The organism is Pseudonocardia sp. Ae717_Ps2 (assembly GCF_001932475.1).
GTDB lineage: Bacteria > Actinomycetota > Actinomycetes > Mycobacteriales > Pseudonocardiaceae > Pseudonocardia.
In genome coordinates this window covers 3,653,871-3,672,267 of record NZ_MCIS01000001.1, presented here as the reverse complement: position 1 = coordinate 3,672,267, position 18,397 = coordinate 3,653,871, and the positions used below count along the sequence as shown (strand labels likewise).

Annotated in this window: 20 protein-coding genes; 12 read left to right on the top strand and 8 right to left on the bottom strand. The window is 74.8% G+C overall.

The genetic code is table 11. From position 1 onward, the window contains the following. Positions 1-59 precede the first annotated feature (59 nt). The 3 genes from Ae717Ps2_RS16780 to Ae717Ps2_RS16770 all read left to right on the top strand — a co-directional run bounded on the left by Ae717Ps2_RS16780 (position 60) and on the right by Ae717Ps2_RS16770 (position 2,662). Positions 60-950, top strand: coding sequence for a hypothetical protein (locus tag Ae717Ps2_RS16780; RefSeq protein WP_233147594.1), 891 nt, complete (start codon positions 60-62; stop codon positions 948-950). After that, positions 947-1,990 (top strand): LLM class flavin-dependent oxidoreductase, encoded by a 1,044-nt coding sequence (locus tag Ae717Ps2_RS16775; protein WP_075333585.1) that lies wholly within the window; start codon positions 947-949, stop codon positions 1,988-1,990. The genes Ae717Ps2_RS16780 and Ae717Ps2_RS16775 overlap by 4 nt, the downstream gene beginning before the upstream one ends. 180 nt (positions 1,991-2,170) lie before the next feature. After that, the gene (locus Ae717Ps2_RS16770) at positions 2,171-2,662 is read left to right on the top strand and encodes a DNA starvation/stationary phase protection protein (RefSeq protein ID WP_060714524.1); all 492 of its coding nucleotides are present in this window, start codon (positions 2,171-2,173) and stop codon (positions 2,660-2,662) included. A 127-nt stretch (positions 2,663-2,789) separates the two neighbouring features. Here Ae717Ps2_RS16770 and Ae717Ps2_RS16765 read toward each other — a convergent pair whose 3' ends face one another. Continuing rightward, a complete protein-coding gene (locus tag Ae717Ps2_RS16765; RefSeq protein WP_075307197.1) occupies positions 2,790-3,284 on the bottom strand; it encodes a hypothetical protein in 495 nt (164 codons plus the stop codon). 46 nt (positions 3,285-3,330) lie between these two features. On the opposite strand from Ae717Ps2_RS16765, the gene Ae717Ps2_RS16760 reads away from it, so the two are divergent. From Ae717Ps2_RS16760 to Ae717Ps2_RS16740, 5 genes are all read left to right on the top strand, one after another. After that, the gene (locus tag Ae717Ps2_RS16760; protein ID WP_075307195.1) at positions 3,331-3,966 is read left to right on the top strand and encodes a YoaK family protein; all 636 of its coding nucleotides are present in this window, start codon (positions 3,331-3,333) and stop codon (positions 3,964-3,966) included. Positions 3,967-4,007: 41 nt separating this feature from the next. Further along, positions 4,008-4,922: an alpha/beta hydrolase gene (locus tag Ae717Ps2_RS16755; RefSeq protein ID WP_020622406.1), complete on the top strand. Its 915-nt coding sequence runs from the start codon at positions 4,008-4,010 to the stop codon at positions 4,920-4,922. 150 nt (positions 4,923-5,072) lie between these two features. Beyond that, positions 5,073-6,293 (top strand): MFS transporter, encoded by a 1,221-nt coding sequence (locus tag Ae717Ps2_RS16750; protein WP_233147593.1) that lies wholly within the window; start codon positions 5,073-5,075, stop codon positions 6,291-6,293. 198 nt (positions 6,294-6,491) lie between these two features. Further along, positions 6,492-6,887, top strand: coding sequence for a transglycosylase family protein (locus Ae717Ps2_RS16745; protein WP_020622404.1), 396 nt, complete (start codon positions 6,492-6,494; stop codon positions 6,885-6,887). Positions 6,888-6,904: 17 nt separating this feature from the next. Beyond that, positions 6,905-7,333, top strand: a complete 429-nt coding sequence (locus Ae717Ps2_RS16740) for a pyridoxamine 5'-phosphate oxidase family protein (protein ID WP_075333584.1) — start codon at positions 6,905-6,907, stop codon at positions 7,331-7,333. A 2-nt stretch (positions 7,334-7,335) separates the two neighbouring features. Here the strand turns inward: Ae717Ps2_RS16740 and Ae717Ps2_RS16735 are convergent, their stop codons facing one another. Both Ae717Ps2_RS16735 and Ae717Ps2_RS16730 read right to left on the bottom strand, forming a co-directional pair. Next, positions 7,336-7,890: a DUF3558 family protein gene (locus Ae717Ps2_RS16735; RefSeq protein WP_075307191.1), complete on the bottom strand. Its 555-nt coding sequence runs from the start codon at positions 7,888-7,890 to the stop codon at positions 7,336-7,338. Then, a complete protein-coding gene (locus Ae717Ps2_RS16730) occupies positions 7,890-8,231 on the bottom strand; it encodes a PE domain-containing protein (RefSeq protein ID WP_083695781.1) in 342 nt (113 codons plus the stop codon). The genes Ae717Ps2_RS16735 and Ae717Ps2_RS16730 overlap by 1 nt, the downstream gene beginning before the upstream one ends. Positions 8,232-8,401: 170 nt before the next feature. Between Ae717Ps2_RS16730 and Ae717Ps2_RS16725 the strand changes: the two genes are divergently transcribed. Next, positions 8,402-9,421, top strand: a complete 1,020-nt coding sequence (locus Ae717Ps2_RS16725) for a hypothetical protein (RefSeq protein WP_075307189.1) — start codon at positions 8,402-8,404, stop codon at positions 9,419-9,421. A gap of 50 nt (positions 9,422-9,471) precedes the next feature. Here Ae717Ps2_RS16725 and Ae717Ps2_RS16720 read toward each other — a convergent pair whose 3' ends face one another. Both Ae717Ps2_RS16720 and Ae717Ps2_RS16715 read right to left on the bottom strand, forming a co-directional pair. After that, positions 9,472-10,851 carry a ParB/Srx family N-terminal domain-containing protein gene (locus Ae717Ps2_RS16720; RefSeq protein WP_233147592.1) on the bottom strand — a complete coding sequence of 460 codons (1,380 nt, stop codon included), beginning with the start codon at positions 10,849-10,851 and terminating at the stop codon, positions 9,472-9,474. A gap of 122 nt (positions 10,852-10,973) precedes the next feature. Beyond that, positions 10,974-12,272, bottom strand: a complete 1,299-nt coding sequence (locus tag Ae717Ps2_RS16715; RefSeq protein ID WP_075550131.1) for an MFS transporter — start codon at positions 12,270-12,272, stop codon at positions 10,974-10,976. 53 nt (positions 12,273-12,325) lie between these two features. On the opposite strand from Ae717Ps2_RS16715, the gene Ae717Ps2_RS16710 reads away from it, so the two are divergent. Both Ae717Ps2_RS16710 and Ae717Ps2_RS16705 read left to right on the top strand, forming a co-directional pair. After that, positions 12,326-12,856 carry a GNAT family N-acetyltransferase gene (locus Ae717Ps2_RS16710; protein ID WP_198932202.1) on the top strand — a complete coding sequence of 177 codons (531 nt, stop codon included), beginning with the start codon at positions 12,326-12,328 and terminating at the stop codon, positions 12,854-12,856. A gap of 132 nt (positions 12,857-12,988) precedes the next feature. After that, the gene (locus Ae717Ps2_RS16705; protein WP_075307185.1) at positions 12,989-14,368 is read left to right on the top strand and encodes an amino acid permease; all 1,380 of its coding nucleotides are present in this window, start codon (positions 12,989-12,991) and stop codon (positions 14,366-14,368) included. On the opposite strand, the gene Ae717Ps2_RS16700 is transcribed toward Ae717Ps2_RS16705, so the two are convergent. Next, a complete protein-coding gene (locus Ae717Ps2_RS16700; RefSeq protein WP_020622397.1) occupies positions 14,337-14,555 on the bottom strand; it encodes a DUF2945 domain-containing protein in 219 nt (72 codons plus the stop codon). The two genes, Ae717Ps2_RS16705 and Ae717Ps2_RS16700, sit on opposite strands and share 32 nt — an antisense overlap. A 50-nt stretch (positions 14,556-14,605) precedes the next feature. After that, positions 14,606-16,585, bottom strand: coding sequence for a M13 family metallopeptidase (locus Ae717Ps2_RS16695; RefSeq protein WP_075333582.1), 1,980 nt, complete (start codon positions 16,583-16,585; stop codon positions 14,606-14,608). A gap of 374 nt (positions 16,586-16,959) precedes the next feature. Between Ae717Ps2_RS16695 and Ae717Ps2_RS16690 the strand changes: the two genes are divergently transcribed. Beyond that, positions 16,960-17,892, top strand: coding sequence for a TauD/TfdA family dioxygenase (locus Ae717Ps2_RS16690; RefSeq protein ID WP_075333581.1), 933 nt, complete (start codon positions 16,960-16,962; stop codon positions 17,890-17,892). A gap of 3 nt (positions 17,893-17,895) precedes the next feature. Here the strand turns inward: Ae717Ps2_RS16690 and Ae717Ps2_RS16685 are convergent, their stop codons facing one another. Next, positions 17,896-18,378, bottom strand: coding sequence for a hypothetical protein (locus Ae717Ps2_RS16685; RefSeq protein WP_075550130.1), 483 nt, complete (start codon positions 18,376-18,378; stop codon positions 17,896-17,898). Positions 18,379-18,397: the final 19 nt, after the last annotated feature.

Sequence of the window (18,397 nt, the reverse complement as noted above, 5' to 3'; positions counted from 1 at the left end):
CCACCGGGGTGGCCGCGCGCCGGGACCGCGTGCGGCCACCCCGTACTAGCGTTGCGCCGGTGACCACCTCCGACGGCGCGGTGCCGTCCACCCGGGCGCTCTGGGCCGAGCTCGAGCCGGTCCACGACGTCGTCTACTTCGCCCCCGAGGCGCAGGCCGCCGCCGGGGCCGCCGGGTTCCGCGGGTTCTGGCGTGGCTACTTCGCGATGCGTGCCGCGCCACTGGGGCCGGTGGGCGCGGCACCCGTGACGGCCGCGTTCCACGGATTCCACCGGTCGATGGTCGCCCGCGCACTGCCCGCGGTCTGGTCGCTCGGCACCCCGGCCGCGGCGCTCGCGGCCCGCCTCGCCGGTGCCGCCGCCGCACTGCGCCGGTCCGGTCTCGACGGTGCCGGCCCGGCCGCCGACCCGGCCGCGCTGCGCCGGGCCGCGGAGCTGGCCTGGGCGGCCGCCGGGGAGGTCGACGTCGACGGCCGCGTCCTCGCCGCCGCGAACGCCGCACTGCCCCGGCCCGACGGCGACCTCGAGACCCTCTGGCAGGCGACGACGACGCTGCGCGAGCACCGCGGGGACGGCCACGTCGCCGTCCTGGTCGCGCGGGGCATCGGCCCGGTCGCCGCGCACCACCTCAAGATCGCCGCCGGGGAGACCGACGGCGAGTGGCTGCGCACCGCCCGCGGGTTCGACCCCGAGACCTGGGCGGCCGGTGCGCAGGACCTGCGTGCCCGCGGCTGGGTCGACGCCACCGGTGCGCTCACCGCCGCGGGCGCGCACGAGCACGACGAGATCGAACGGCTCACCGACCGGGCCGCCGCCCGCCCGTGGGCCGCCCTCGGCGCGGACCGGACCGCCGAGCTCGCCGCGCTGCTGGCGCCGATGGCGTCGGCGGTGCTCGCGGCCGGGGACGTGCCCGCGCACGGCCCGGTCGGGCTCGTCCGGGACGCCCGATGAGGACCGCCACGACGGTGGAGGCCTCCGGCGGCGACTGGCGCGAGACCGTCGAGTTCGTCGTCGAGGCCGAACGGCTCGGTCTCGACGACTGCTGGGTCGCCGAGGCGTGGGGGTCGGACGCGCCGTCGGCGCTGGGCTACCTGGCCGCCCGCACCGAGCGGATCAGGCTCGGCTCCGGGGTGATCCAGGTCGGCACCCGCTCGCCGGTCGCGGTCGCCCAGGCGGCGCTGACCCTGCACGACATGTCGCAGGGCCGGTTCCTGCTCGGCCTCGGAGCGTCCGGCCCGCAGGTGATCGAGGGCCTGCACGGGGTGCCGTTCGCGCGCCCGCTCACCCGGCTGCGCGAGACGATCGAGGTGGTCCGGGCCGCCTGCGCGGGGGAGCGCATCGACTACGACGGCGAGACCGTCGCGATCCCGCTGCCCGGCGGCGAGGGCCGCCCGATGCGGCTGTCGACGACGCCCGTGCCGGACCTGCCGGTGTTCGTCGCGGCGCTGTCCCCGCGGATGTTGGAGCTCACCGGGCGGGTCGCCGACGGCTGGCTGGGCACGAGCTTCGTCCCGGAGGGCGCCGAGGCCTACCTCGCCCACCTCGACACCGGTCTGCGCGCGGCCGGGCGGGCCCGGTCCGCGATCGAGGTCTGCCAGGGCGCCGAGGTCGCCTTCGCCGCCGACGAGGCCGAGCAGGCGGCGATGGTCGACGCCCGCCGTCCCGGCATCGCGTTCAGCCTCGGCGGGATGGGCACCGCCGAGCGGAACTTCTACTACGACGCCTACCGGCGCCAGGGCTGGGGCGAGCGCGCCGACGCCGTCCGCGCCGCCTGGCAGCGCGGGGACCGGGCCGGCGCCGCGGCCCTGGTGACCGACGAGATGGTGCTGGGGACGACGCTGGTCGGTACCCACGAGCGGACCGGCGCGCGGCTGCGGGACTGGGCCGCCGCCGGCGTCGACACCGTCCAGCTCTACCCCGCCGGCGAGACGCTCGACGAACGACTCACCACCCTGGCGCGGGCCGTCGAGCTGGCCCGGGCCGCGGGGTGAGCACACGGCGGCGGCGCGCCGCTGCTCGGACTACCCACGCGGCGCGCTCGTAGGCTCGACTCTCCCCAGGTCAGGCATGCCTCACCGGTTGTCGGACGGATCACGAACGGGTGTGGGCGCCCCACGGTCGGGGCACTCCCGGTACGTCCCGAACCGACATCGGAAGGAGCGGTGAGCACCATGGCCACCCCGATCACCAGCCCGCTCGACGGCGGCGCCACCGACATCACCGGCCGCGTGCTGCAGGAGACCCTCGTCGACCTCGTCGACCTGTCCCTGGTCGCCAAGCAGGCGCACTGGAACCTCGTCGGCAAGCAGTTCCGTGACATCCACCTGCACCTCGACGAGCTCGTCGACCTCGCGCGCGAGCACGGCGACTCGGTCGCCGAGCGTGCCGCCGCCATCGGCGTCGCCCCCGACGGTCGCGCGAGGACGGTCGGCCGCGACACCGGGCTGCCGGAGTACCCGGCGGGCTACGTGTCCGACCAGGACACGGTGCTGACCATCTCGGCGACCGTCGACGCCGTCGTCGACCGGCTGCGTCCGCGGATCGAGCAGGCCGGCAAGGCCGACCCGCTCACGGAGGACCTGCTCATCGAGCTGGGCCGCGCGCTGGAGGAGGCCCGCTGGATGTGGCAGGCCCAGGCGGCCGGCTACCGCGGCGAGGTCTGAGCAGCACCCACCACACCGGCCCCGGACGTCCCCACCACGGCGTCCGGGGCCGTCGTGCGTCCGCAGGCGTGAGGCCCGCTGCGTGAGGCCGGGACCGTGAGATCTGCTGCGTGAGGTCTGCGGTGGGTCACCGCACCGCCGTCGCGGCCGCGGTGACCGTCGCCCGCCAGATCGCCATCGCCGCCCACAGCACGAACACCCCGACCGGCAGCGGCAGCGCATCGGGCAGGTCCGCGCCGTAACGCGGCCGCAGCGCGCCGGCCCGCCACACCCGGCCCGCCTCGTTGACCGCGTCGGCCGTGGTGAGCAGCGCGAACCGGTGCCCGACCCCCGAGCCGCTGAGCCGGTAGGCCAGGTCGCCGACCTCGACCGACCACCGAGGGCGCGACAGCGGCCCGTCCGGATGGTCGACCGAGCGCTGGATGCGGGCGCGGACGTCGCCCTCCAGCGCGAACCGGGCGATCCCCTCCGAGCGCAGCGCGTAGGGGTGCCCGTCGATGACGAGGTCCCGGTGGGCCTGCCAGGCACGTGCGCTCCACCCGGTCACGGCCCGGCCGTCGGCGGTGACCTCGTAGCGCACGCGGAGCAGCCCGGCCGGAACGGAGGTGGCACGCAGCTGCACCCGCCCAGCGTGCCACCTCCGGTGGCCGCCGCGGGAGGATCATCCGGTGAACCGTGCGATCGTCCTCGCGTTGCTGGCCGCCTGCGCCGGGGTGGTGGACGTCTGGGCGGTGGTCGCCCTGGGTGGCGCCTTCGCCGGCGTCGTCACCGGCAACCTCGTGACGGCGGGGCATGCCGTCGCCGTCGCCGACCCGGTCGAGCTGCTCCCACCGGCGGTCGCGGTGGCGGGCTTCGTCGCCGGGGTCGGTCTGTGGTCGCTGCACCGGCGGTGGCAGCGGGATGCGGTGTCCGCGCCGCTGCTGGCCGAGCTGGTCGTGCTGATCGCACTCGCCGTCGCGTGGCTGCTCGCGCCCGCCGCGACGCTGCCGCTGCTGGCCGGGGCCGCGGTCGCGATGGGTGGACAGAGCAGCGTCGCCCGGCTGCTCGGGGAGTCCACGACCTACATGACCGGCACCCTGACCGGTGCGGTCGCCGACCTGGTCACCGGCGACGGGCGGCGGTGGTCGGCGCTGCGCCAGCTCGGCGCGCTGGTGCTCGGGGCCGTCGCGGGCGGGCTCCTGCTGGAGCACCTGCGGCCCGCCGTGCCCGCGGTGGCGGTGCTGCTCGCCGGGGCGGCCGTCGTCGTCCACGCCGTCGGTGCCCGGCGGGTGCAGGATGGTCGAGTGGGGTCCGCCGCCCCGTAGGACCCCGCCACTCGTGGGACGACGTAGAAGGAGTACCGACCGTGCCGCTGCACCCGCAGGTGGAAGCCCTCCTGACGCTCCTGGCCCAGCAGGGCGGTGACCCGCCGGAGACCATGACCGTCGAGCAGAACCGGGCCATGCTCCGGGGGATGGCCGCGGTGTCCGGCCCGCCCGAGCCGGTCGCGGCGGTCCGCGACGACCGCGCCGGTGACGTACCGGTCCGCATCTACACGCCCGAGGGCACCGGCCCGTTCCCGATCCTGGTCTTCTACCACGGCGGCGGCTGGGTGATCGGCGACCTCGACAGCCACGACCCGGTGTGCCGGTCGCTGGCCAACCGGTCCGGCGCCGTCGTCGTCTCGGTCGACTACCGGCTCGCGCCCGAGCACCGGTTCCCCGCGGCCGTCGACGACGCCGTCGCCGCCCTGGACTGGGTGCACGCCCACGCCGCGGAGTTCGACGGCGACCCGTCCCGCATCGCCGTCGGCGGCGACTCCGCGGGCGGGAACCTGTCGGCGGTCGTCGCCCAGCACGCTCGCGACCACGGTCCCGACCTGCGGTTCCAGCTGCTGGTCTATCCGGCCGTCGACGGCGCCGACGAGAGCCCGTCGATGACCGAGAACGCACAGGGTCCGCTGCTGACCCGGGCCATGATGGAGTGGTTCATGGGCCACTACCTCACCGACGAGAAGGACCTGCGCGACCCGCGGATGTCTCCGGCCCGCGCCACCGACCTGTCCGGGCTGCCGCCCGCGCTGGTCGTCACCGCGGAGTTCGACCCGCTCCGCGACCAGGGTGCTGCCTACGCCGCGGCGCTGAACGCCGCGGGGGTGAAGGCGGAGCTGCGCGAGTCGCCGGGCATGATCCACGGGTTCCTGCAGTTCGGCGCCGCGGTCGACGACAGCCGTGCCCTGCTCGACGAGGCGGGCGCCGCCCTGCGCACCGCTCTGGCCTGACCCACCCCCGCACCCGCCCCTCCTCGCGCGCCGAGCCCGCGGCGTCGTCGTGCTGGGCGGGGGAGCGGGGGCGCCGGGGAGGTCGGGGGAATGCGGGTCCCGGGCCGGTCGTTGCGGATGCTCAGAAGGCCGTCCGACCCGAGGAGCACCGTGCCCCGCCTGTCCCCGCCGGTGGCGTTCGCCGTCGTCGCCGCGACGTTCGTCTGGTTCCTCGCCGCGTCGTCCGCGCCGTCCCCGCTCTACGTCGTGTACCAGGAGAGCTTCGCCTTCAGCGAGTTCACGCTGACCACGGTGTTCGCGGTCTACGTCCTCGCGCTGATCGCCGCCCTGCTCGTCGCCGGGTCGCTGTCGGACCACATCGGGCGCAAGCCGGTGCTGCTCGGTGCGATCGCGCTGGAGGCCGTGTCCCTGGTGCTGTTCCTGCTGGCCGACGGTGTCGGCTGGCTCCTGGTCGCGCGCGTCGTCCAGGGCGTCGCGACCGGCGCGGCGACGGCGACGCTGCCCGCGACGCTGGTCGATCTCGCCGCTCGCGGTGACCGGCCCGAGCGCGCCGGCGTGGTCAACGGCACCGCGCCGCTGTCCGGTCTCGCCGTCGGGGCGCTGGGCTGCGGCCTGCTCGTCGAGTACGCGCCCGCGCCGACCCGCCTGGTCTGGGCGCTGCTGCTCGCCGGCCTGGTCCTGGCCGCCGTGCTGGTCGCCCTGATCCCGGAGACCATCGACCGTCGGCCGGGGGCGCTCGCGTCGCTGCGCCCGCGGGTCGGGGTGCCGCCGCGGGTGCGGTCCGGGTTCGCCGTGATCGTGCCGATCCTGCTGGCGAGCTGGGCGCTCGCCGGGCTCTACCTCTCGCTCGGGGGCTCGGTGGTCGCGCAGGTGTTCGGCGTGCGCGACCACCTGGTCGGCGGGCTCACCGTCGTCGCGCTCGTCGGGACCGGCGCGGTGACGGCCTTCGCGCTGCGCGGGCGCGTCCCCGTGACGCTGCTCGTCCCGGCGGCCTGGCTGCTCGCCGCCGGTACCGTCGTCACACTGGCCGGGGTGCTCACCGGAGTGCTCGCGCTCGCCGCCGTCGGCGCGGTCGTCGCCGGGCTGGGTTTCGGCTCGGCCGCCTACGCCACGTTCGGGACGATGTCCACGCTCGCCGCCCCGCACGAGCGCGGCGAGCTCTTCGCGGCCCTCTACACGCTGGCCTACCTGGCGTTCTCGGTGCCGGCGATGGTCGCGGGCGTCGCCGCGACGCTGGGGGAGCTGCGGCCCACGGCGCTGGTGTACGGCGGCGTCGTCGCGGTGCTCGCCGTCGTCGCGGCGGTGCTGGGCCGTCGCGTCCCCGTTCCCGCGACGGGCGAACCGGTCCCCGCGCCGACCCGCGGCAGCTGATCGGCGGACGGCCCGACGGGTATGCGTTACCCCGTCCGTCGGTGAACGCGGCCAGGCGACCACTCGTCGCCTACTCCGCGTCGGCGGGTGTCACGGGTTGTGACGAGTGGTCTCGGCGTGGTTACGGTGTCGGCCGCTCCGGGCCCTCCCTGCACTCCGGCCCGGGCGGCACCTGCTCCCCGAGGTAGAGGAACGACGATGGCTGGACGACACCGCAAGCCCACCGAGACCGGCCGGAAGGTCGCCCGGATCAGCGCGTTCGCCGCGGTGGCGGCGGCTCCACTGGGCGTCGTCGGGACCGCGGCGGCGGCCGAGTCGACGTCGTCGGCCGCGCCGTCGGTCGAGCGGACCGCCACCTGGGACAAGCTCGCGCACTGCGAGAGCACCGGGAACTGGGACGCCGACACCGGCAACGGGTTCAAGGGCGGACTGCAGTTCACGCCGTCGACCTGGAAGGAGTTCGGCGGCCGGAAGTACGCCCCGAGCGCCGAGCAGGCGACCAAGGCCCAGCAGATCGAGATCGCGAAGAAGGTGCAGGACGAGCAGGGCTGGAAGGCCTGGCCCGCGTGCACCGAGAAGCTCGGCTGGCGCTGAGCGGCCACACTGGTCGCATGGATCTGGACGCGGTACGGCGGATCGTCGCCGAGGACTCCGGGCTGTGCACCGTCGCGGTCGTCCGCGCCGACGGACGCCCGCACACCTCGCTGGTCAACCCGGGTGTGCTCGACCACCCCGTGACCGGCACCCCGGTGGCCGCCTACGTCACCTACGGCCCCGTCAAGCTGACGGCGTTGCGCGCGCGACCCGCGACGTCGCTGCACTGGCGGGCCGGGTGGCGCTGGGTGGCCGTCGAGGGCAACTCGGAGATCATCGGGCCGGACGACCCGCGCGACGGCGTCGACGTCCCGCAGCTTCTCCGGGACGTGTTCGTCGCCTGCGGCGGCACCCACGACGACTGGGCCGAGTACGACCGGGTGATGGCCGAGCAGCGGCGGGCGGCGGTGCTCGTGGCGCCGGAACGGGTGGTCGGGAACCGCTGAGGTCAGCCGGCGTGGGCCGCGCGCAGGTTCGCCATCATCCGCGAGGCCTCGCCACGGAGACGGTCACAGATCGACCTGCCGGTGTACGCCCCGCCCCTCTCGGCCAGCGGTGTGACCTGGACCTGAGCACGGAGCGACGCGGTGTCGGCGACGTCGAGCACGAGCTGACAGAGCGGTAGACCCGTCCCCGGGGCAGCCAGCGATCGCTGGACGGCGCCGAACCCCGCGACCTCGACGATCTCGGAGCTGCCGGGCTCGAACGCCTGAGCTGCATCGACGTGGAAGGTCTGGAGTGTGTAGCCCAGACCGTCGCGGGTGCTCCATGTGCAGTCGTTCGACGTGCCGTCCTGGCTCGTGCCGGGTTTCGTCGTCCGGACGCCGAGGCGATCGCGATCCGATGGGGCGAGGCCGTCGCACGGGTCCACCGTCGTGACGTCCAGTTCGAACGGCCGAGGCGGGAACGACACCGGCCGGTCCTGCTCGTCGTGGCGGGCAGCGCCTCCGCAGCCGGTGAGGAGCACGGTGACGGCCAGCCCGATGACCAGCCGGGTGCGCATCACGAGTCGTCCCCGAACTCACGTGCAAGATCGGCGTCGGTGACGCCGTACTCCAGCGCCGTCGCGCGCAGGGCCGTGTGGGCTGCGCGGAGCTCGGCACACTGGGCCCAGTGCCCGGCCAGAATCTGGTCGATCTTCCGCTGGAAGAGGTCGCGGGCGTCGAGGGATACAGGATCCTCGGCACAGGGTCTGAGGTCGAGGCCGTTGAGACTGGCGTTGAGCATCGACTCCATGTCGTCGGCCCGGGTACGGAGCACTCGTGCCACCGCGAGGACGTTGTCCGCGCTGACCTGGGAGATGAGGCCTTCGAACGACCGCTGCCGCTCCGGGCTGAGCGTCACCGGGCGAGCGTAGTCGGTGTTCGTGTTCGCCCGGGGCGGATCAGCCGATTCCCGGCGAGAGTGATGGTGCCGCTCCTGATCCACGGATACCCACCGATCACGGGCGCGGCCAACGGTGCCCGATCGCGGACCCGGCGGAACCGAGTCGCACCCGGCGTCGTCCAAGCCGCATGACCACCTACGCCCACGACCCGGTCGCCTCGACGATCGTCGCCTGCTGGCCCACCGGCGACGGCGCCGTCGCCCACCGGGCCGCCCGCGTCCCGCGGACCCTCGACCACTCCCTGGCCCGCCGCACCGCGACCGCGCTGAGCGCCCTGTCGAGGCACCTGTGGGCCGCCTACGCCGACCAGGCCGCGCACGAGATCGACCCGGCGGAGCTGGCCGCGGCGGTCCGCCACCCGAACCAGCCGGTCGGAGACCTGCTGCGCGTCATGGAGGACGGCTGTGCCGAGACCGCGCACCTGCTCGGCCGGATCGTGGCGCGGGCACCGGGGCAGGCGTTCCGCGACGCCGTCGTCGCCGACGTCCGCGCCGAGACCGACGCCGTCCTCGACGCCGACGACGGCGTCCTCACCGGCCGCTCCGCCCAGGCCGTCGTCCACCCGCGGTGCGACGCCCCGGCCGAGCAGCTCCTCGTCGCCCACTCGCTGCTGCACGACGACCCGCTCGGGCCGCCCGCGATCGTGACGTCGGTCGAGCCGAACGCGGCCGCCGTCGCGACCCTGCGCTGGCTGCGGGCCTCCGCCGCGCTCGTCGCGGAGCGGGTCGGGCATGCGGTGCCCGACGTCGTCGCGCTCGCCGAGGCCATCGGACACGAGGACCTCGCGGTGGCCCGGCACGTGCTGTGCACCCTCGCCGGGGCCGCCGAGGAGGAGGTGGTCCTCGACCTGTTCCAGGAGGCCGTCCTGGCCCGGCAGGGGTGGTTCGTCGTGTGCCCGGAGCAGGCCCCGCACCCCGAGCACGGCCACCGTGCGGTCTCGACCGTCCTGGACCCGCTCGAGCCGGCGTCGTGCCTGCTCGACGGGCTGGTCCGCGGGCTCCACGGCTGCTTCCGGGTGTGGCTCGACGACGTCGTCACCCGGGAGAACCCCGGCACCGACCCGCGGCTGGTCGGGGCCACCCGGATCGCGGAGCTGCGCCGGCTCTACGCCGAGGAGGTCCGGCGCTCGATCGGGGCGGGGCGCTGAGCGCGCTGGTGGGTCGCGCCGCCGATCGCCGAGCTGGGCGTCGGTGACGCTCAGCCGACGACGACCGGGCCGCGCACCTCGTTCGGGGTGCAGGCCCAGCCTCCGACCCGCGTCCGCTCGGTGCTTCCCCGCACGACGACCGGCCCGGTCACCCGGGCCCCGCACACCTCGACGACGCGGGCCCGGGTCGCGGTCACCGGGCCGGTCACGTCGGACCCGCGCAGCACCAGGCTCGCGCCGCCGGTCACCGTGACCGGCCCGCGGACCCGCGCCCGATCCAGGCAGAGCACCCCCGAGCCGACGGTCAGCGGGCCGGTGTACGCCCCGGTCACGGTGCGGGTGCACGCCGGCGTGGCCGGGACCCAGTTGCGGGAGTCGACGGCGTAGGCGACCTTGCCGGGCTTCGGGTCGGTGATCGGGCGGGACAGGTCGCCGAACTCGCCCTTGTCGGCGGCCTTGCCGTCGTTCCAGCGGGCGATCCGGCCGAGCTGGTCCGCGGTCCGGCCGGGCGCGATCTCGGTGTCGCCCGGCGTCGAGGACATCAGCTGCGAGGCGTCCTTCACCGCGCGCAGGTACGAGGCCGGGTCGTGCAGGTCGTAGCGGCCCAGGTCGATCCGGGTGCGCAGCCAGGAGGCCCAGAAGAACTCCAGGTACTCCGGGGCGTCGGCAGGCGGGGCGTAGCCGATGTCGCGGGTGAAGTAGACGAGCCCGCGGTAGGGGTCGTCGGGCAGCAGCGCCAGCCCGATCCGGTCGGGGAGCTGCTGCGGGGTGATGGTGGTGCCGTCGGCGGTGCGCAGCCACACCCAGGACCGGGCCTGCATCTGCGTCCAGAACGCGGCCGGCGTCAGCCGGGACAGGTTCGCCTGCACCCGCATCCGGACCCGCACGTCGGGTCCGCCGTCGGCGGTCTCCAGCAGTGACGTCGTCGTGTGGTGGCCGTCGGTCAGGTACAGCGCGTTCCCGGGCCCGACGACGACGGTCTTCATCGCCGCGAGCGACGCCGGAGTCTCCGCACCGGTCGCGATCGTGCACCGGAACGACGACGGGTCGCGCAGCGTGGCGCCCGGTCCGGCCTCGGCGGCCTCGCCCCGCCCGTCGGCCTCGCACCAGTCGTCGAACCGCTTGTTCGGCGTGCCGCGGTCGGTGTCCTTCGTGCCCGCGTAGCGGCCCAGCTTGTAGTGGATCTGGTCGTGGCCGATGTTCGGCTGGGTGGGCCGCAGGTCGCGCAGGCGCACCTCCAGCAGGTCGCCCTCGCGGGCCTGCGCGGCGGACGGGGCGGTCGGTGGCACTGCGGACGGCACTGCTGTCTGTGCTGCGGACGGCACTGCTGCCGGCGCGGCGAGCGGCGCTGCGGTGGCGCCGGTCGTCGCACCCACGACGAGCGCCGCGACGGTCGCGACGAGGACGGTGCGGACGGCGGTTCGGGACACGGGCACTCCTCGTTCGGGCCCGGCCGGTCCGGCACGGTGATCACCCGAACGGGGACGATCGCGGCCGGAGCGGACGCCCCGGCGACCACCCGGCGTCGTCGGGGTGGCGCGCGGGTGAACGATCACGCCGTCCCGGGCCGGGGCCCCGCGACCAGCTGCACCGCGGTCCCGGCGACGGGCAGCACCAGCAGCAGCGCCAGCGCCGCGCTCAGCCCGAGGACGGCGGCGAACCCGCCGATCGCCGCCGCCCCGATCCCGGCGCCGGTGAGGAAGCACAGCGTCGCGACCCCGATCGCGCCGCTGCGCCGGTCCTGCGGCACCGCGGCACCGACCGAGGCGATCATCGCGGGCTGGCCGGTGCCGAACGCCAGTGTCACCAGCATCGGGGCGAGCGCCAGCACCCACGGCAGGTGGGTCGCCACCCCGGCCACGCCGAGCACCAGCCCGACGACGGTCGTCGCGCAGGCCAGGGTGAGTGTCCGGTGTGCTCCGATCCGGGTCTGCAGGAACCCCGACGCCGCCGGGCACACCAGCGCCACCACCGCCGAGGGCACCAGCACCAGCCCGGTGGACAGCGGGCTCCAGCCGCGCTCGGCGAGCTCCAGCGGGATGCCCAGCAGCAGCGCGAACCAGCTGGCCGGCACCACCGACGCGCACAGCGAGCTGCGCACCACCGTCGCGTTCCCGACCACCCCGCGTGGCAGGAACCCGTCGGGACGGGCCCGCACCCACAGCGCCGTCATGGGCACGCCGACGGCGAGCAGCACCCCACCGGCGACGGCCGCGACCGCACCGGCGCCGGGCGACTGCACCAGCAGCACCAGGCCGGTCACCGCGGTCGCGACGATCACCGCGCCCGCCAGGTCCACCCGGGCGCCGTCGCCACGGACCACCGAGTGCCGCCACAGGTAGGGGAGGGCGAGCAGCGCCAGCGCGGGCAGTGCGACCGCGGCCCGCCACCCGCCCACCGTCGTCAGCGCCCCGCCGATCAGCGGCCCGAGCGCGGACAACGCGGCGGAGGTCCCGGCCAGCCGTCCCAGCGCGCCGCCGCGTCGCTCCGGCGGGATCCGGGCCGAGAGCAGCGCCGAGGCCAGCACCGGGATCGCCGCGGCTCCGATCCCCTGCACGATCCGGGCGGTCATCAGCAGCCCGAAGTTCGGCGCCGCCGCGGCGGCGAGCGCCCCCAGCCCGAGCAGGCCCGCTCCGATGCACAGCGGGGCCCGGATCCCGACGGCGTCGGCGAGCCGTCCGTGCACCGGCGTCGCCACGGCCAGCGCGACGGCGTACCCGCTGACCATCCAGGTCGCGGTCGCGGTCCCGACCCCGAGGTCGGCGGCCAGGTGCGGGAGCGCGACCGTCACCCCGGACGTCGACGTGCCGGCGAGGCCGAAGAGGAGTCCGAGCACGATCGACAGGAGCACACCGGCGATCCTCACCCGCGACGGCCACCGATGCACCGTGATTCCCTGTGTCCGTGCCGACCCCACCCCTCGTCCGCCCGGCGACCGCCGAGGACGCCGACGCCTGCGCCGCCGTCTACGCCCCCTACGTCCGCGACACCGCGATCAGCTTCGAGGTCGAGCCGCCCGGTCCGGTCGAGATGGCCGAGCGGATCGCGGCCGCCCAGGAGCGTCACGTCTGGCTGGTCGCGGTCGGTCCCGGCGGCGCGGTGCTCGGCTACGCCTACGGCGGGCCCTGGAAGTCCCGCGCAGCCTACGGGCGGACCTGCGAGGTCTCGGTCTACCTGGCCCCCGAGGCCCGCGGCCGGGGTGTGGGCCGAGCGCTGTACGAGGCGCTGTTCACCGAGCTCGCCGCGCGCGGCATGGTCGTCGCCGTCGCCGGGATGACCGAGCCGAACGAGGCGAGCGCCGCCCTGCACCGCGCGCTGGGCTTCACCGAGGTCGGCACGTTCCGCGGGGTCGGCTGGAAGCTCGGTGCGTGGCGCGACGTGACCTGGTTCCGGCGGGCGCTGGTCGAGGCCCCGCCGGACGGCCCCCGGGACTGAGCCCGTCGGGTTCGTGCGAGGATCACCGCCCGTTGCGCCACGCACCGCACCCGGCCCAGCCGGCCGGGCGCCGTGCCGGCGCGCCCCGCCCGCCATCCCGGGCCGGGGGAGCGGTACCGCACGGGGAGCACCATGGACGGCCTGCGCCGCGAACTCGACGGGCGCCAGATCGGCATGATCGCCGTGGGCGGCGCGATCGGCACCGGGCTGTTCCTCGGCTCCGGGCTCGCGATCTCCCTCGCCGGTCCCGCGGTGATCGTCGCCTACGTCGTCGCCGCGGTCGTCGCGCTGGTCCTGGCCTACGCGCTGGCCGAGATGGTGGTGCGCCACCCCGAGGCCGGCGGGTTCGGGCCCATCACCCAGCGCTACCTCGGGCCCGGCGCCGGGTTCGTGCAGCGGTGGATGTACTGGGCCGCGCAGGTCGTGAACATCGGCAGCGAGGTCGTCGCCGCCGGGCTCTACCTGACGTTCTGGTACCCCGACCTGCCGCTGTGGATCCCGGTCGTCGGGTTCTCCGTGGTGATGCTGGCGGTCAACGCGGGCGCGGTCCGCTTCTTCGGCGAGACCGAGTACTGGTTCGCAATGATCAAGGTGGTGACGATCGTGGCGTTCATCGCCGTCGGTCTCGTCGCGATCGTGTTCGGGCTGCCCGGGCAGGAACCGGTCGGACTCGGGGCGCTCACCGCGCACGGCGGGTTCGCCCCGAACGGGATCGGCGCGATCTGGCTCGCGCTGACCGTGGTGACCTTCTCGTTCCTGGGCACCGAGGCCGTCGCCGTCACCGCGGCCGAGTCGTCGGACCCGGTGCGCGACATCCCGCGGGCCGCCCGGCGCACCGTCGTGCGGCTCGCGATCTTCTACGTCGGCGCCATGCTGGTGGTGGTGACCCTGGTGCCCTGGAACACCGTGACCACCGGCGACGACGTCGGCGAGTCGCCGTTCGTGCGGCTCTTCGCCCAGGCCGGGGTGCCCGCGGCGGCCACGGTGATGAACCTCGTCGTGCTGACCGCGGCGCTGTCGGCGATGAACACCAACCTCTACGTGACCGCGCGGATGACCTACTCGCTGGCCCGCGACGGCTACGCGCCCCGCTCGCTGGCCCGGGTCAACCGGCACGGCGCCCCGCAGCGGGCACTCGCGCTGTCCGCGGTCGGGCTGGCCCTCGCGTCCCTGGTCTCGGTGTTCGCCGAGGCCACCGCGTTCCCGCTGCTCGTCGGGCTGGCCCTGTTCGGGGCACTGGTGACCTGGCTGCTGATCTTCGCCGCGCACCTCGCGTTCCGCCGGGCGGGCGCCGGTGAGGCGTCCCCGGTCCGCCTCTGGGGCGCGCCGTACACGACGGTCGCGGCGATGCTGTTCGTCGCCGCGGTGCTGGCGACGACGCCGTTCACCACCCAGTTCGCGACGGCGGCGCAGGCGGGTGTGCCCTTCCTGGTCCTGCTCGTCGTGGTCTACCTGGTGGTGCGGCGCCGCCGCCGGCGGGTCACGCCTTCCTCAGCTCCGAGTGGAGCTTGAGCACGGTCTGGCCGTCCTCCTGCTCCAGCACGTAGGCCGGGTTGTCCTCGGTCCCGTTCCGGGACTGCGTCGACCCGTTGATCGTCTTCTCGATCCGGTCGGTGGAGTGGTCCACCACCTTGCCGGTCGGGGTGCCGTTGCCCCAGTTCCAGGCCACCCACGTGCCCTTGGCGAACGTCTGCGTCATGGGGACGGATACCCCCGCGCCGGCCGGTCAACCCGGCGCGGGGGACCGTGTCACCAGATCCGGACGCGCCGGTCCGGGTCGGTGTAGAGCCCGTCGGACTCGGTCACCCCGAACGCCTCGTGGAAGGTGTCGAGGTTCGTGACGACCGCGTTGCACCGCAGGTCCGGCGGCGAGTGCGGGTCGGTGGTGAGCCGCCGGATCGCCTCCGCGTCGCGGGTCACCGCCCGCCACACCTGCGCCCACCCGAACAGCACCCGCTGCTCACCCGTCAGACCGTCGATCACCGGCGGCTCGAAGCCCTCGTGCGCGATCGCGTACGCCTTCAGCGCGATCGTCAGCCCGCCCAGGTCGCCGATGTTCTCGCCGACCGTCAGCGAGCCGTTGACCTTGTGGTCGGGCAGCCCGGCGGGGGACAGGCCGTCGTACTGGTCGATCAGCATCTGCGCGCGGGACTCGAACTCGGTCCGGTCGGCGGACTCCCACCAGTCGGTGAGGTTGCCGTCGCCGTCGTAGCGGGAGCCCTGGTCGTCGAAGCCGTGCCCGATCTCGTGGCCGATGACCGCGCCGATGCCGCCGTAGTTCGCGGCGTCGTCGGCATCGGCGTCGAAGAACGGCGGCTGCAGGATCGCTGCCGGGAACACGATCTCGTTGAGCCGCGGGTGGTAGTAGGCGTTGACCGTCTGCGGGGTCATCAGCCACTCGCCGTGGTCGACGGGGCCGCCTAGCTTGGCGTACTCGAAGTCGTGGCGCCACTGGGCCGCGCGACCCGCGTTGCCGAGCAGGTCGGCCGGGTCGATCTGCAGGTCGGAGTAGTCCTTCCAGGAGTCCGGGTAGCCGACCTTCGGTGTGAACTTGCCGAGCTTGTCCAGCGCCCGCTCCCGGGTGGCCGGGCTCATCCAGTCCAGGGTGGAGATCGACCGGCGGTAGGCCTCGACGATGTTGTCGACCAGCTCGGTGATGCGCTCCTTGGCCCGCGGCGGGAAGTGCCGCTCGACGTAGATCTTCGCGACGGCCTCGCCCAGCGCGCCCTCCACCAGCGACACCCCGCGCTTCCAGCGCTCGCGCAGCTCCGGGGTGCCGGACAGGGTGCGGCCGAAGAAGTCGAAGTCGGCCTCGACCAGGTCCGCGGAGAGGAACTCCGCGCACGACCCGGCGACGGTCAGCGCGAGCCACGCCTGCCACTGCTCCAGCGGGCGCCCGGCCCACAGCTCACCGGCGGCGGTGACGAAGCTCGGCTGGCGGACGATCACCTCGTCGTAGGCGTGCGCGGGCACCCCCAGCGCGGACTCCCACTCGGCCCAGTCGAAGCCGGGGGCAGCGGCCCGCAGCTCCTCGCGGGTCATCAGGGTGTAGGTCTTCTCGGCGTCGCGGTTGAGGACCCGGTCCCAGGACGCGTCGGCCAGCGCGGTCTCCAGGTCCATGACCTGCTCGGCGACGCGTTCCGGCTCGGCCAGCCCGACCAGCTCGGCGAGGCGCCGCAGGTGCTCGACGTACTTCGCCCGGATCTCGGGGTCGCCCTCGTCGCCGTAGTACGACTCGTCGGGCAGGCCCAGCCCGGCCTGGTTGAGGTTCACCAGGTAGCGGGAGGAGTCCTTGAGGTCGGTCGCGATGAACTCGCCGAACAGCGCGGCCCGGCCCTCGCGCTGACGCCGGCCGAGCACGGTCGCGAGCGCGGCCCGGTCGGTGGCGGCGTAGATCTCGTCGAGCAGCGGGCGCAGCGGCGCGGTGCCGAGCTCCTCGACCCGCTCGACGTCCATGAACGAGCGGTACAGGTCGCCGATCTTGCGGGCCTCGGTGCCGGGCTCCGAGGAGGCCGCGCACTCCTCCACGATCTCGTGGACCTGGTCCTCGGCCCGGTCGCGCAGGACGCGGAACGCACCGTCCTGCGAACGGTCGTCGGGGATCTCGTGGGTCGCCAGCCACCGGCCGTTCACGTGGGTGAACAGGTCGTCCTGGGGACGGACGTCCGGGTCGACCCAGCTGAGGTCGAGACCGGAGCGCTTCTCGGTCGGGGACTCGGTGGTCGTCATGGGTCCATCCTGCCTGCCGGGTGCGACGGTTTCGAGCAACCGACGCCGGCACGCCCGCGCCGCCCGGTCCGTCGCGGAAGTGGGGTGCTGCGAATCCGCTTACCCGGTAAGCGGATTCACAACCGTCACATCCTTGGGGCGGACGGGGCGGATCGGCGTCACCGAGTGGCGGCGGCACCGAGCGACAGCACCGAGCGGCGGCACCGAGCGGCGGCACCGTGCGGCGGCGGCACCGGGTACGAGCGCGACGGGCCGGTGCCGGCTGGTCGACTCCACCGGGTCCGGGGCGGTGCGCGCCGAAGTTGACCGGACAGGTCACCGCGCAGTGGACGCCCGGTTGTCCACCACCGGACGGCGGACGCACCATCGCGGACGTGACGATCCACCTCGATGCGCCGGTCACCCGGCCCCGTTCCACACCCGCCGTCGACCTCCTGGAGGGTGAGCGCCTGCTGGCCCGCCTCCCGGGCGACGGGGCGGACCGATGTGGCGCGGACTTCGAGGCCTTCACCCTCACCCCGCTCGGGCGCACCCTGGGCGCCGAGATCACCGGTATCGACCTGCGTGACCGCGTCGACGAGGACCTGCGGGCCGAGCTGCACCGGGCACTGCTGGAGTGGAAGGTCCTGTTCTTCCCCGGCCAGCACCTCACCAGCGACCGGCAGCGCGAACTCGCGCTGCTCTGGGGCGACCTGGAGACCAACCCGATGCTCGACACCGGCGACGCCGCCGACGTCGTCCGTTTCGGCACCGGCAGGCGCACCTACGAGAACATCTGGCACGCCGACACCACGTTCCGTCCCGCACCGGCCATGGGCGCCATGCTGCGGATGGTGCAGACGCCACCGTTCGGCGGGGACACGGTGTGGGCCGACATGGCCGTCGCCTACGACAACCTCACCGACGAGGTGCGGGCGCGCATCGACGACGCCGTCGCGGTGCACGACATGGTGCCCGGCTTCGCCCGGTTCCTGGACCCGGAGCGGCTGGCCCGTGGCCGCGACCTGTTCCCGCCGGTGACCCACCCCGTCGTCCGGACCCATCCGGAGACCGGGCGCCGCACGCTGTTCGTGAACGCCTCGTTCACGACGGAGATCGTCGGGCTCCCGCGCGAGGAGTCCGACGCGCTGCTGCGGCACCTGTTCGCCCAGGCCCGCGTGCCCGAGTTCCAGGTCCGCTACCGCTGGTCCGAGGGGACGCTCGCGTTCTGGGACAACCGGGCGACCCAGCACTACGCGGTCGGCGACTACCACCCGCACACCCGGGTCGCGGAGCGCGTCGCGATCGCGGGCGACCGACCCTTCTGACGGTCAGGAGGCCGCGCCGCCCCACCGGCGGCGGCGCGGCCGGTCGGCGGGCTCGTCCTCCATCGGGGCGGCGATCGCCAGCCGCCCGACCTGCTCGTTGAGGACCTTCAGGTGCACCCGGACGTCGTCGTGGGTCGGGTCCAGCACCGCCTGCTCGGCGATCTCCGCGGCCTGGTCGACCGACTGCTTCAGCGACGCCTTGGCCTTGTTCAGCCGGGCGGCGATCCGCTTGGCGGGCGGTTCGGTGAGCCGGAACCGGGCGGGCTCGATCGAGTCGCCGACGGCGGCCAGGCGCTGCACCGCCTCCAGCTCCGAGTCCAGCCGCTTGCCGATCTCGGTGAGCCAGGTCCGCACCTGCATCGCCGAGATCACCGTGGTGATCCGGTGGAAGCGCTGCACCTGCTCGGCGCACTCGGCCACGTAGGTCCGCCAGTACCGCGACAGCGGTGCGGGGGAGGGCTCGGATCCGGGGCGCAGGAGTGACACGCCCGCAGGCTACCGGTGC

Coding starts and splice junctions, on each gene's coding strand:
- Ae717Ps2_RS16775 (WP_075333585.1), top strand. CDS start 947: ATGAGGACCGCCACGACGGTGGAGGCCTCCGGCGGCGACTGGCGCGAG.
- Ae717Ps2_RS16770 (WP_060714524.1), top strand. CDS start 2,171: ATGGCCACCCCGATCACCAGCCCGCTCGACGGCGGCGCCACCGACATC.
- Ae717Ps2_RS16705 (WP_075307185.1), top strand. CDS start 12,989: ATGGACGGCCTGCGCCGCGAACTCGACGGGCGCCAGATCGGCATGATC.
- Ae717Ps2_RS16740 (WP_075333584.1), top strand. CDS start 6,905: ATGGATCTGGACGCGGTACGGCGGATCGTCGCCGAGGACTCCGGGCTG.
- Ae717Ps2_RS16725 (WP_075307189.1), top strand. CDS start 8,402: ATGACCACCTACGCCCACGACCCGGTCGCCTCGACGATCGTCGCCTGC.
- Ae717Ps2_RS16700 (WP_020622397.1), bottom strand. CDS start 14,555: ATGACGCAGACGTTCGCCAAGGGCACGTGGGTGGCCTGGAACTGGGGC.
- Ae717Ps2_RS16745 (WP_020622404.1), top strand. CDS start 6,492: ATGGCTGGACGACACCGCAAGCCCACCGAGACCGGCCGGAAGGTCGCC.
- Ae717Ps2_RS16735 (WP_075307191.1), bottom strand. CDS start 7,890: ATGCGCACCCGGCTGGTCATCGGGCTGGCCGTCACCGTGCTCCTCACC.
- Ae717Ps2_RS16695 (WP_075333582.1), bottom strand. CDS start 16,585: ATGACGACCACCGAGTCCCCGACCGAGAAGCGCTCCGGTCTCGACCTC.